This is a genomic window from Halovulum sp. GXIMD14793 (assembly GCF_054457435.1).
This window is the reverse complement of sequence record NZ_JBTLNE010000079.1, coordinates 1-12541: the sequence shown is the minus strand read 5'-3', so window position 1 is coordinate 12541 and position 12541 is coordinate 1. Positions and strand designations below refer to the sequence as shown.

General features: G+C 57.3%; 11 protein-coding genes, 1 tRNA gene and 2 pseudogenes. 5 read left to right on the top strand and 9 right to left on the bottom strand.

The genetic code is table 11. From position 1 onward, the window contains the following. Nucleotides 1-351: 351 nt before the first annotated feature. Nucleotides 352-438 (bottom strand) — tRNA-Leu (locus ACW9UQ_RS17050). Nucleotides 439-618: 180 nt separating this feature from the next. On the opposite strand from ACW9UQ_RS17050, the gene ACW9UQ_RS17045 reads away from it, so the two are divergent. After that, nucleotides 619-1602, top strand: coding sequence for a complex I NDUFA9 subunit family protein (locus tag ACW9UQ_RS17045; RefSeq protein WP_458932208.1), 984 nt, complete (start codon nucleotides 619-621; stop codon nucleotides 1600-1602). Between the two features lie 57 nt (nucleotides 1603-1659). On the opposite strand, the gene ACW9UQ_RS17040 is transcribed toward ACW9UQ_RS17045, so the two are convergent. The 4 genes from ACW9UQ_RS17040 to ACW9UQ_RS17025 form a co-directional block, all read right to left on the bottom strand. Next, nucleotides 1660-2985 (bottom strand): TRAP transporter large permease, encoded by a 1326-nt coding sequence (locus tag ACW9UQ_RS17040; protein WP_458932207.1) that lies wholly within the window; start codon nucleotides 2983-2985, stop codon nucleotides 1660-1662. Between the two features lies 1 nt (nucleotide 2986). Further along, on the bottom strand, nucleotides 2987-3496 hold the full coding sequence (locus ACW9UQ_RS17035) for a TRAP transporter small permease (protein WP_458932206.1): 510 nt from the start codon (nucleotides 3494-3496) through the stop codon (nucleotides 2987-2989). Nucleotides 3497-3553: 57 nt separating this feature from the next. Beyond that, nucleotides 3554-4591, bottom strand: coding sequence for a TRAP transporter substrate-binding protein (locus tag ACW9UQ_RS17030; RefSeq protein ID WP_458932205.1), 1038 nt, complete (start codon nucleotides 4589-4591; stop codon nucleotides 3554-3556). Between the two features lie 158 nt (nucleotides 4592-4749). Beyond that, nucleotides 4750-5559, bottom strand: a complete 810-nt coding sequence (locus ACW9UQ_RS17025) for a crotonase/enoyl-CoA hydratase family protein (protein ID WP_458932204.1) — start codon at nucleotides 5557-5559, stop codon at nucleotides 4750-4752. A gap of 82 nt (nucleotides 5560-5641) precedes the next feature. Here ACW9UQ_RS17025 and ACW9UQ_RS17020 point away from each other — a divergent pair, with 82 nt between their 5' ends. Beyond that, nucleotides 5642-6529 carry an amidohydrolase family protein gene (locus ACW9UQ_RS17020; protein ID WP_458932203.1) on the top strand — a complete coding sequence of 296 codons (888 nt, stop codon included), beginning with the start codon at nucleotides 5642-5644 and terminating at the stop codon, nucleotides 6527-6529. Between the two features lie 49 nt (nucleotides 6530-6578). Then, on the top strand, nucleotides 6579-7748 hold the full coding sequence (gene pobA, locus ACW9UQ_RS17015; protein ID WP_458932202.1) for a 4-hydroxybenzoate 3-monooxygenase: 1170 nt from the start codon (nucleotides 6579-6581) through the stop codon (nucleotides 7746-7748). An 89-nt stretch (nucleotides 7749-7837) separates the two neighbouring features. Here pobA and ACW9UQ_RS17010 read toward each other — a convergent pair whose 3' ends face one another. Continuing rightward, nucleotides 7838-9118 carry an acetylornithine deacetylase/succinyl-diaminopimelate desuccinylase family protein gene (locus ACW9UQ_RS17010; RefSeq protein ID WP_458932201.1) on the bottom strand — a complete coding sequence of 427 codons (1281 nt, stop codon included), beginning with the start codon at nucleotides 9116-9118 and terminating at the stop codon, nucleotides 7838-7840. Nucleotides 9119-9192: 74 nt separating this feature from the next. Here ACW9UQ_RS17010 and ACW9UQ_RS17005 point away from each other — a divergent pair, with 74 nt between their 5' ends. Both ACW9UQ_RS17005 and ACW9UQ_RS17000 read left to right on the top strand, forming a co-directional pair. After that, nucleotides 9193-9858 (top strand): YggS family pyridoxal phosphate-dependent enzyme, encoded by a 666-nt coding sequence (locus ACW9UQ_RS17005; RefSeq protein WP_458932200.1) that lies wholly within the window; start codon nucleotides 9193-9195, stop codon nucleotides 9856-9858. Nucleotides 9859-10188: 330 nt separating this feature from the next. After that, a pseudogene (locus tag ACW9UQ_RS17000) lies at nucleotides 10189-10662 on the top strand (transposase); the annotation flags it as partial. Nucleotides 10663-10747: 85 nt separating this feature from the next. Here the strand turns inward: ACW9UQ_RS17000 and ACW9UQ_RS16995 are convergent. The 3 genes and pseudogenes from ACW9UQ_RS16995 to ACW9UQ_RS16985 all read right to left on the bottom strand — a co-directional run bounded on the left by ACW9UQ_RS16995 (nucleotide 10748) and on the right by ACW9UQ_RS16985 (nucleotide 12319). Then, complete coding sequence (locus ACW9UQ_RS16995; RefSeq protein WP_371171662.1) at nucleotides 10748-11392, bottom strand: CPBP family intramembrane glutamic endopeptidase; 645 nt, start codon at nucleotides 11390-11392, stop codon at nucleotides 10748-10750. Nucleotides 11393-11739: 347 nt separating this feature from the next. Beyond that, nucleotides 11740-11849: pseudogene (locus tag ACW9UQ_RS16990) on the bottom strand (transposase); the annotation flags it as partial. Nucleotides 11850-12034: 185 nt separating this feature from the next. Beyond that, nucleotides 12035-12319: a hypothetical protein gene (locus tag ACW9UQ_RS16985; protein ID WP_458932199.1), complete on the bottom strand. Its 285-nt coding sequence runs from the start codon at nucleotides 12317-12319 to the stop codon at nucleotides 12035-12037. Between the last annotated feature and the right edge of the window lie 222 nt (nucleotides 12320-12541).

Genomic DNA, 12541 nt, shown 5'->3' with positions numbered 1-12541 from the left:
AATTCAAACGCATCGCAATGAGGGCAGAGAAAACGGATGCCTCCTATGCCGCGATGATCAACCTGTGCGCAGCCATCATAAACTCACGATGAATGTCCACAGACCCTAAAGCGTTTCGATTTTATGTGATGTCTCAAGGTAAACTCGAAACGCTTTAATATAGAGCCCATACCCACAAGAACTTCGACTATTGGCTGCCCAAATAAAGTTCAGAGACCAGATTCGACCCCAAGGGAAAGCTGTGTGATTGCGGTACACAAAGACTGGATCGATAACTCGAGCGGATATCTCGGGCGTAACCAGCACAGGCTAATCGAAACACGTTGCGCCTAGTTATATCAAGAGGAGGATTGGTGCCCAGGAGAAGACTCGAACTTCCACGTCCAAAAGGACACTGGCACCTGAAGCCAGCGCGTCTACCAATTCCGCCACCTGGGCAGGTGTCGATCAGGAGTTCGCGATTTAGCCCTGTGGGCGGGGCGTGTCAACAGGTGGATTTGCGGTTCTGGCGATTTCTGTCTGCCAGGCCGTGTTCAGGCGGCAGCAGGACTTGTTCCAGCGGTGGGGAGGCAGTATGTCGTAGGGCGGCAACATCTGCTGCAGGAGGACCGTTTGACCATGACCGAAAAGAAGCTTGTGACCATTTTCGGCGGTTCGGGATTTGTCGGGCGGTATATTGCCCGGCGGATGGCGCGTGCCGGTTGGCGGGTGCGGGTGGCGGTGCGGCGGCCGAATGAGGCTTTGTTCGTGCGGACCTATGGCAGCGTCGGTCAGGTGGAGCCGGTACTGGCGAGTTTGACTCACGAAGGCTCGGTCCGGGCGGCCCTTTCGGGCGCGGATGCCGTTGTGATTTCGGTCGGCACATTGATCGAACGGGGCAAGCAAAGCTTCACTGCCTTGCATGCTGACGGTCCAGGGCTGGTTGCGCGGGTGGCGGCAGAGATGGGTGTGGCAAAGCTGATCCATGTCTCGGCCATTGGTGCAGATGCTGAAAGCGACAGCGCCTATGCCCGCAGCAAAGCCGAAGGAGAGGCCGCCGTTACCAGCGCCTGTTCGGACGCGGTGATCCTGCGTCCCTCGGTCATTTTCGGGGTGGAGGACGAGTTCTTCAACCGTCTTGCCAATCTCGCCCGCCTGTGCCCGATTCTGCCGATCACACGGGGCGAGGCGCGGTTTCAGCCGGTATATGTGGACGATGTCGCCGCTGCGGCAGAGATAGCCATCCTGCAGGACACGGCGCCCGGCATCTATGAGCTGGGCGGGCCTGAGGTTGATACTTTGCGCAACCTGATCGGGCGTATGCTGAAGGTGATCCAGCGGTCGCGCGTGGTGATCTCGCTTCCGGTTTGGATAATGCGGGTCAAGGCGTTCTTTTTTGAAATTGGGGACAAGCTGACGGGTGGTCTAATCCCCGCGATGATCACGCGGGATCAGATCCGGTTGCTGCATTATGATAATGTGGTGGCAGACGAGGCCCGCGGGCTGGAGGCGCTGGGGATCACGCCGACAGCGATGGATGAGGTGCTGGAAGGCTATCTCTACTGCTATCGCCCGCATGGTCAGTATGACGCGATCACGGCGTCGGCGAAGAACCTGCGTTAAGGGTGGTGTTCCCGAAACACCACGCGACCGAAGCTTTGACGTGGTGCTTCAGCCCGACTAGGCGTCGATAACCCATACCAGCCAAAGCGTGATGGACGGGAACAGCACCAGAATGACCACCCGGATCATGTCGGTCATCACGAAGGGCAGGGCGCCCTTATAGGTCTCGGCAATAGGGGTATCCTTGGCCATCGAGTTGATGATGAACAAGTTCAGCCCCACAGGTGGCGTGATCAGCCCGACCTCCACCACGATCAGCACCAGAATGCCGAACCACAGGCCGAAATCCTGCGGGCTCATGCCGAAATCCAGAGCGGTCATAATGGGAAAGATGATCGGCACGGTCAGCAGTACCATGGACAGCGAATCCATCACGCAGCCAAATAGCAGATACATGATCAGAACGATGGTCAAGATGAACCAGGGCGAAAAGCCCTGCGCCCCGACCCAGGCCGAGGCTTCCTGCGGCAGTTGGGTCAGCGACAGGAAATTGTTGTAGATCCCGGCACCCAGAATAATCAGGAAGATCATGGCCGAGGAGGCGGCTGTCGACAGAATGGCCTCACTCAGCCGCGACCAGGTCATCTGGCCCGAGAACAGGGCGATAAGCCCGGTTCCGGCGGCGCCGATCGCGGCGGCCTCGGTCGGGGTGAACGCGCCGACATAGATGCCGCCAACAACCACCAGAAAGATCGCGACCACAGGCCAGACCTTGCCCAGGGCGATCAGACGCTCCGGCCAGGGCACGCGGTCCCGCACGGCCGCACTGTTGGGGGATACCCGCATCCAGATGGAGATTGCGATCATGTAGCCAATGGCGGCCAGAATGCCGGGGATCAGGGCTGCGACGAACAGCTTTTCGATATTCTGCTCGGCCAGAATGGCATAGATCACCAAAATGACAGAGGGCGGGATCAGGATGCCCAATGTGCCGCCCGCTGCCAGCGCACCGGTGGCCAGCGAATCCGGATAGCCATAGCGCCGCAGTTCCGGCAGCGCGACCTGACCCATCGTAGCCGCAGTGGCCAGCGATGATCCGCAAATCGCCCCGAACCCGGCACAGGCCCCGACAGCCGACATGGCGACCCCGCCCTTGCGGTGCCCCAGAAAGCTTTCGGCAGCGCGGAACAGGGCGGCCGACATGCCCGACAGTGTTGCGAACTGTCCCATCAGCAGGAACAGCGGAATGATCGAGAAGGAATAGTTTGAGAATGTTCCGTAGGTTAGTGTCTTGAGCTGGTTCAGCGACATTGCAAACCCGTCAACAACCAGATACGTGCCGCCGACACCCACGGCGATCATGGCCAGCGCAATCGGCGCGCGCAGAAAAACCAGCACAAGCAAGACAGGGAACGACCAGAGGGCGAGCTCGAAATTAGTCATTTTACTGGGGTTCCCGTATCCGCAAACCAGATCGCAGCACACAGAAGGCGGCAACCAGCACAAATCCTGCAGCGCCCACCAACCCTGCGGCATATCCATACCAGACCGGGAACTGCGCGATTAACGTCGTCTCGCCATAATTCATTTTGTCCGTCATGCCGAGATAGAGCCGCCAGCTGCCAATACCTGCGGCGACCAGCATGGTAGTGTTGAAAAGCAGTTCCAATAGTTTGTCCATCAGTCGCGGCATAACGGGCAGAAACAGATCAACGCGGGCATGGGCCTCCTTGTACTGGGCCCAGGGCAGAAACGCGAAAATTGCTGCAGCCATGCCGATTTCGGTAAAGTCATAGATGCCTCGGATAGGGCCAAGACCGATATCCAGCGGCACCATTGCACGCCCGATTATGGAAAAACAGTTCAGAACGATCAGGGCCAGCAGAACTGCGCCGCCTGCAAAGGCCAGAGTTCGGGCCAGCAAAGCGGTATACTGATCAAGGTGGCGATACATCAGGCTTCTCACAAAAAACAGGGGGCCGATGGCCCCCTGCGATCACTTAGAAACGCATTAGCCGCCGTGCTTGGCGATCAGGGCTTTAGCCTGCTCGATAAGCGCGGCACCGTCTATGCCTTTTCCGTTCATTTCTTCGACCCAGCGGGCAATCACCGGCTCAGCTGCTTCTTTCCAACGGGCAACCTCGGCCTCATCCAGGGTGATGATGTTGTTGCCAGCTTTCACCGCAACCTCGCGCGCGGGCGCATCATTGTCCCACATCACCTGGGCGGCAAATGCTGACATTTTCTCGCCGCTCTCGGCGTCAAGTATGGCCTTCAGGTCATCTGGTAGCGCATCATATTTCGCTTGGTTCATGACAAGAACGAAGGCTGCGGTGTACAGCGCTTCTTTGCCAGAAAATTCGGTGTGGTTGCTGACCAGTTCCGGAACGCGGATGGCGGGTGTGACCTCCCACGGGATCACGGTGCCGCCGACCACGCCTTTTGACAACGCTTCGGGCACTGCTGGCAGGGGCATGCCCACCGGTTCTGCGCCCAGTTCAGACAGAAGGTCGTTGATAATCCGGGTCGGACCGCGCAGTGTCTTACCCTTCATATCCTCAAGCGCGTTGATCGGCTCCTTGGTGTGGAACATGCCCGGGCCGTGCACCCAAGCCGCAAGGATCTTCATGCCCTTGTATTCGCTTTCCTGAAAGTTGGTGTCCATCATCTCCCAGTAGGCTTTCGAGGTTGCCACAGGATCGGTCATCATGAAGGGCAGCTCGAACACTTCGGTGCGCGGGAACCGACCCGGCGTATAGCCGACAACCGTCATTGAGATATCGACAACCCCATCGCGGGCCTGATCCAGCAACTCGGGCGGGCGACCACCCAAAGCCATTGCGTCAAAATGCTGGATCTTGATCCGCCCGTCCGAGGCTTTCTCAATCTGTTCGCCCCAGGGCACCAGAATCTTGGCCGGGATATTCGCCTGCGGTGGCAGGAACTGGTGCAGCCGCAGCGTCACCTCCTGCGCCCATGCCCCGCCGGATACCGCGACAGTTGCCGCTGCACCAAGCAGCGCTCCTTTGAAAAAGCTTCCTACCTTCATGGACATTCTCCCTGATTCGCCATCTTTAACACGCGCCCGAAAGCGCCTTTCCCGAACTATGGAACCCTCATAGACAAAATTGATAGTTGCATCTGCAACAGTTCACAAGACTGCCGTTCCATACACTCCGCTCTTCATACCATCATGCAAGGGTAAGCCTACCGGAATTTTGGCTCTCTCTTCTCCAGAAAAGCGCGCAACCCCTCCTTGGCGCCATCGGATGTCTGCACCAGCGCTGCCGACAGGCTTTCCGCAAACAGCCCGTCGCCCCGCGCCATGTCGTTGATCCGCGGAATGGCGTTGATCATCAAGTAGTTTGAGAATGGCGCATTGTCCGCGATCTTGCGTGCCAGCTGTTTGGCCAAAGCAAGCCCCGCGCCGTCCTCGACCGCGTAATGCGCCAGCCCCAGTGCCAGACCTTCCTCTGCGCCATAGCTTCGGCCGGTCAGCATCATTTCCCGCATGCGGTCCGGCCCAAGAATACGTCCGACCCGCACTGTCGCGCCACCGCCGACAAAAATCCCGCGCCGCCCTTCTGGCAGCTGAAACCGTGCCGAGGGCTCTGCGATCCGCACATGGGTCGAGGCCGCGATTTCCAGCCCGCCGCCGATCACCGCCCCGGTCAGAACCGAAATTACCGGCAGCCCGCCAAATTCGATCAGTTCAGACACCCGATGCCAGTTGCGCGAGTGAAACACACCCTCGACCGGCTCACGATGCTCATGCTCAACCAAATCCAGACCGGCGCAGAAATGCCCGCCTTCGCCGCGCAGAATGACCGCGTTTACATCCTCAGGTGGTTTAGAGAAAAAAGCATCCAGTTCGTCGATCAGCGCATCATTCATGGCATTGCGCTTTTCCGCCCGGTCAAAGGCCAACGTTGCAATGTCGCCATCAATCTCAAGCCGGATTGCCGTTTTCGCGCTGGCCGTCCCATCGTGCATTTCAAGCCCCTTTTGATCGAGCATTGCATTTTTGTTTTATATGTAAACAGTTTTTCTTTATAGCGGTTTTCAGGCGCAGTGTCATGATCCGACGGGAGAGTTTGGAATGGTCGATTTTGCAAAAGTAAAAGCCATCGATTTCCATACACATGCCGAAGAACCCTGCCAGGACTGCCGCGATGACGGCTATAATGAGTTTCAGGCCGGCATGGCGGCCTATTTCAAGAATCCTGCGGGTGCCAAGGGTATGCTACCAACTGTGCAGGATACTGCAAATTACTATCGGGAACGGAACATCGCCGCAGTGATCTTTCCCGTGGATGCAGAGCGTGAAACCGGGTTTCGCCGATACTCTAACAAAGAAGTAGCAGAACTTTGCGCCGAAAATGACGACATCCTGATCCCGTTCGCCTCCGTTGATCCGCATAAGGGTAAGGTTGGCGCGCGCGAGGTTCGGCGGCTGGTTCGGGATTTTGGCGTGCGCGGTTTCAAGTTTCATCCCACGATGCAGGGCTTTTACCCCAATGACCGGGAGGCCTGTTATACCGTGCTTGAGGCTTGCGCCGAGGAAGGGGTGATCACCCTGTTCCATACCGGGCAGACCGGTGTCGGATCGGGCATGCGGGGCGGTATGGGGATGCGGCTGAAATATTCCAACCCGATGCATCTGGATGATGTCGCGGTGGATTTTCCCGACATGCCAATCATTCTGGCGCACCCCTCCTTCCCCTGGACGGAGGAAGGGCTGGCCGTCGCGCAGCACAAGCCGAATGTCTATTTTGATATGTCAGGCTGGTCGCCGAAATACTTTCCGGAGATTTTCATCAAATACGCCAACTCGATCCTGAAACGAAAAATGCTGTTCGGGTCTGACTGGCCCGCCATCACCCCCGACCGCTGGCTGGCCGATTTCGAGGTCGCCCCCTTCAAGGATGAAGTGCGCCCGCTGATCCTGAAGGAAAACGCGATGCGCCTTCTGGGCGCAGCAGGCTAATCTGCTACAGACCATCAATCCGCCGCAAAGTCCCGAAAGGTTGCGTTGAATGAAGACCGAAGTTGCAATCATCGGTGCAGGCCCGTCTGGTTTGCTTTTGTCGCAACTGCTCAACAAGGCAGAGGTGGAAACCGTTGTTCTGGAACGGGCCAGCCGTGATCATGTTCTCTCGCGCATCCGTGCAGGCGTGCTGGAGACTGGCACCGTGAAGATGCTGGAAAAAGCGGGCGTTGCGGACCGCATGCATCGCGAAGGTTTCCCGCATGAGGGCTGCTATCTGACGGATGACGACCTGATGGTACGGATCAACTTCAAGGAACTGACCGGCCAGCAGGTGATGGTGTACGGCCAGACAGAGGTGACCGCCGATCTTTACGCCGCGCAGGACGCCATGGGTGCCACGATTATCCATGGCGTCGAGGATGTCGCTATTGTCGGCGCGGACAGCACTGCGCCAGCCGTTGAATATACACTGAACGGCACCCGCCATCGTCTGGGGTGCCTCTATGTGGCGGGCTGCGATGGGTTTCACGGTGTCAGCCGCAAAACGATCCCGGAGGATAAACGGCGCGAGTTTGAGCGTGTGTATCCGTTCGGCTGGCTGGGCGTCCTGTCCCGGACCCCGCCCGCCCATGATGAACTGATCTATGCCAATTCCACGAACGGTTTTGCCCTGGCGTCGATGCGCAATGACAGGCTCAGCCGGTATTATGTTCAGGTGCCCCTGAGCGATCGGGTCGAGGATTGGAGCGATGCGCGTTTCTGGGACAAGCTGAAAACCTGCCTTCCCTCTGACATAGCCGCGAAAATGGTGATCGGCCCGGCCATCGAAAAGTCGATCGCCCCCTTGCGATCCTTTGTCAGCGAACCGCTGCGCTGGGGCCGCCTGTTTCTGGTCGGCGACGCCGCCCATATCGTGCCGCCCACCGGTGCAAAGGGGCTGAACCTTGCAGTCTCGGATGTCTTCTATCTGCACGAGGCTTTGATCAATGCGATGAAACGGGGGCAAGAAACCGGCATAGATGCCTATGCCACACGCGCTTTGACCCGGATCTGGAAGGCCATGCGCTTTTCCTGGCAAATGACCACAATGCTGCACCAGTTTGAGGGCGAAGACAGCTTTGCCGCCCAGATGCGCAAAGCTACCCTGCATCACTTGTCCCAGTCCGAAACGGCAAGGCGAGATCTGGCCGAAAACTATATCGGCCTGCCTTTTTAAAGCGTCATGCGACAAACTTGAATCATCTAACGCGTTGCAACCTTAGCTTTCAGGCGGTGTGAGATGGCCTGGGCTAGTCGCATGATGCGCTAAGCTTCCTGATCGGTCAGCAACCGCATCAAGGCCCGTCCCATCACCTGCGCGCTTTCCACCATATCGGCAATGCCGACCCATTCGTCAGGCTGATGGGCAAGGTCAAGGATGCCCGGCCCATAGGCAATGCAGTTATGCATCCGGCCGATCCGGTCGATATGTTTCTGGTCATAGGTGCCGGGCGACACCACGTAATCCGGATCGGTGCCAAGGGTCGTGCGGATCGCCTCTGACACCGCTGCGACCACGGGGGCGTCGCGGTCGGTCATGGTTGGGATGACCTCGTGCAGGTCCTTCAGGGTATAGTCGAAATCCGGGCGCGTCTCTTTCAGCCCGTCCAGCAGCGACCGGAACTCTGCCTTGACCTCCGAGATATCCTCTTCGATCAGAAAACGCCGGTCGATCACCATCCGGCAACTGTCAGGCACAACCGGTGCAGGATAGCCGGTGAACCCCGGGCGCTCTGCCTCGCCGCCATGGATGGAGTTGATATTCAGGGTAGAGCTTTGCGCAGGCTCCGGCACCACCGGCATCGCGGTTTTGCGTGCGCCCAGGGCGGGAAACAGATCGGTTTCCATCCGCTCCACCACAGCCCCCATATGACGGATGGCGCAATCCCCCAGAAACGGCATAGAGCCGTGGCCGATCCGGCCATGGGTTTCCACCTCGGCCCACCAGACACCGCGATGGCCCAGGCAGATACGATCCTTGTTCAGCGGCTCGGGGATGATGACATGCTGCACGCGCTTGGGGTCGAAATATCCCTGTTCCGCCAGCCAGGCCACACCGCCATAGCCCCCGGTTTCCTCATCCCCCGTGGCCGAGATTTCCACCGCCCCGGCAAAATCCGGATGCAGATCGACAAACGCCTCTGCGGCGATGATCGAGGCCGCCAACCCGCCCTTCATATCGCAGGCCCCGCGGCCATAAACGCGACCGTCCTTCACCACACCTTCGAACGGATCAACCGCCCAGCCATGCCCGACCTCGACCACATCAATATGGGAGTTGAAATGCACGCATTCCCCGGACCGCCCACCCTCGCGCCGGGCCACAAGGTTCCAGCGCGGGTAGTCTTCGCAATCCCCCGGCGTCCCCTCGGCGCGCAGCAGGCGGCAATCAAACCCACGCTTGCGCAACCGGTCGGACAGATAGAGGCAGATATCGCGGTAATGCTCTCCCGGCGGGTTCAGTGTGGGAATGCGGATCAGGTCGCGGGTCAGTGCGACAAGATCATCTTCGCGGGCGGCAATCTCGGTTGGCAGATCATTGGACATGAAGGTGATCTTTTCTGCAGTCCGATGCGCTGTCAAACATTCCCTTCTGCGACGGCACGCGGTATGAGGCGTGCATGTCATTGCAAGAGATCACAGACCGGGTTGCCAAGGCTGAGGCCGAGGCCGGGCGCGCACCCGGTTCCGTCCGGCTGATCGCGGTTTCCAAAGTCCAGCCCAATGAACGGGTCGAGGCTGTTTTGACCCAAGGCCACCGCATCTTTGGCGAGAACCGCGTGCAGGAGGCTGAGGGCAAATGGCCTGGCTTCCGGTCGCGTTTTGCGGATGTGGACCTGCACCTGATCGGGCCCCTGCAAAGCAACAAGACCCGCCCGGCGATGGAACTGTTCGACGCCATCCACACGCTAGACCGCGAAAAACTGGCCCGGCGCATTGCCGATATGGCCCAGGAGATGGGCCAGTGCCCGGAGTTGTTCATTCAGCTCAATACCGGCGAAGAGCCGCAAAAGGCCGGCGTCCTGCCCGCAGATGTCGATAGCTTCGTCACCACCTGCCGTAAGACCTACGACCTTAGCATCACCGGCCTGATGTGCATCCCGCCTGTCGATGAAGAACCCAGCCTGCATTTCGCCCTGTTGGCCAAACTGGCCAAACGCAACGGCCTGACGGGCCTGTCCATGGGCATGAGCGCCGATTTCGAAAGCGCCATTGCACTGGGCGCCACGCATATCCGGGTTGGCTCAGCCATATTTGGGGAGCGGATTGTCAGTGAGGCAGGTTAAGTTCTGTTAATTGCCTAACAATGCGCCTTTTATGCGCGCATGTTGCTTCGCCCATTAACACACCAACTCACCGACCTGGATGATGTCGCCATCCATAAGCACAAAAGAGAGATTTTGCTTTGGACAGATTTCCTGCCCATTGCGAAATACATGGATATCAACCAGCCGCCGATCTGATGCGGACTTGCCATAAAAGAAGTACTTTGGTTCTTCGCCCTCTTCGAATGGGATGGCGTCAAAACTGCCGTCATATGGTGCAATGGTAAGCGCCGATATGTGAAATTCCCAGCAAGGGGCCTAACGTGTCATTTCGCCCCCTCCCGCAAAGTACCCCAAACCCAGGTCCAAACCTGCATCGTCCACCTTCTGCGCCATTCCATGAGCTTCGCCAGCTACAAGGACCGCAAGGCCGTGGCGGTAGCGCTGAAGACCGTCTATACTGCGGTCGATGCCAATGCTGCAGAGGCCGCGCTGACCGAGTTCGAGGAAAGTGACCTGGCCGCGAAATACCCAGCGATTGCGCCGAGCTGGCGGCGGGCCTGGAACGAGGTGATCCCCTTCCTCGACTACCCGCCCGAGGTGCGCAGGCTGATATACACCACGAACGCAATTGAAGCGCTGAACTCGAAAATCCGGCGCGCCGCCCGGACACGGGGTCACTTCCCCAGCGACGAGGCGGCCGCGAAATTGATCTATCTCGCGCTGAATGTTACGTCTCAGGAGTGGAAGCGTTCCGTGCGCGAATGGCACGCAGTGAAGAGCCAGTTGGCGATCATGTTCGAAGACCGCTTCCCAATGGCGTAATCAAAGCGCCAGGGCACAGAACTCTGGACAGTCTCGAAATTGTGGATGTTTTGCTTGATCTCATCAAAACCATGGGAAGGGCAATCTATCCTACGAAGTTCGAAGCAATCAAACCCGTGAATGCTGCAATATTGGTCAGAATGTGGGCAATTGTCGTCCATCCCGTTTTACCCGTTCGAAAGGCGACAAACGTCCAGAACACGCCCAAAACAAATCCACCGCAAACCAATGCTAGAACGCCACCTTCGTAGATCACACCATACGCAGAACCAAGCGCCAGATGCCAAATCCCAAACAGTGTAGCGCTCACCGCCATGAGCTTTGCGCTTTGGCGACCTCCTTGTTCTAGATAAGCGCCTCTCCAGAAAAGCTCTTCGAGAAAGCCGTTCACGGTGCCAAATACCACAGCGAGTAAGAAAGCCGTAACGAGAGGCCCATATGGCAGCAAGAACCAATTCGAGATACCGACAAGTGCAACTTGGACACCAATAGCCCAAGGCACCCATTTATTGGCCCCGAAGTCAAAAGAGAGGTTGCTGATGATCGCGTTTCGACCCTGAAACCAAAGCCCGAAAGGCAGGCAAAACCCAACCCAATATATGAGGAAAACGCTGAAATATCCAATTGGCGAAGGCAGGGTTTTCGTCAGCCATGGTACAATGGCAAACATGACCAGGATCATGATGATTGAGACTAGGACAATCATGTTTCGTTTGGGAGTGATTAACATACTCTACAAAGCCCTTCAGCACATCGATAATTACTTAAGGGAAAAGGGTCAACGCGTCTCAAATTCATATTCGCCGAACCGGACATTGGGGCAATTGCAGTGAAGGGTCACTTCTCTAATCGGGCGTTTGGGTCAAGTTCATTTCATTGTGTCATTTCCGTGCTGTAGGAATCGTTGTCTCTCATCCGGGTCACACTTCTCTTCGCAGTCATTGATGGTCCGGTTCGGTTGGGCCGCTGCATGCATGTGTCGGATGAGACGTAGAGCGCCCCGCTTTGTCTCGCGCTTCAAGTTGCGCAGTGAGAATATTCGGCGTCATCTACAGACCTCGTCCGGTGAGGGACGATCCCGCCTTTGTTCAACCTGTGCCGGACTATCTTGCCGGATGAAGCGCAGGCACCGGACTGACGCCGCACAGGGCCGAAAAACTGGCCACGAACTTCAAGCGTTCGGGATTAACGGCGTGCTTTTCTTCATAGGCTTTGATAGCTTCGCCTAGTATTTCAGCACCCGTTTCGACGGGTGTACCTTCCTTGAACGTGAACCCACTTCCATCTGGCATTGCGACTGCGATGCGCGTTGGGTTCGCCGGGCCAAATATTTTTATCATTCTAACGTTCATGCCGTTTGTTGCCTCCGACATTAACTGGTCCGAGAACTCTGGATTTCACAGCCAGTGTTCAAAGCATCGCTGGTTTTACACAAGTGGGAAATCAGGTTTTCGGTCCATTGCATCAGATTCTTGGCAGGGACAGGAACATCGAAGACCCTTGGCTCCGTCCGCGTGCCGACCTCTATCCATGAAGAGGTATCAAACAGGATGATCCAATCGCCTTTCAGCAGCTCATACTGATGCTTGCCGTTGACCCAGCCTCGGCTTTTCATGTGGTCAATGAATGCGTACATATCTTCAACTGCGTTTCTCATGCGCAAGTTCTCCAAATTGTGACGCGACCAAGGGCCATACGCAGATACTAAAGCGTTTCGGGATAAACCTGAGACAAAAGATTATCCTGAAACGCAGTGATAATGACCTGCCCCCCGAGGCTCCCTCATTCATAACGAGAGTCTGCGGGTCTGGTTTTCATATTCGTTGGTTTCGTTTTGGGCAAGCGCGCCGGGCGCGGAGCCCTCAAATTGCTCAAGCGT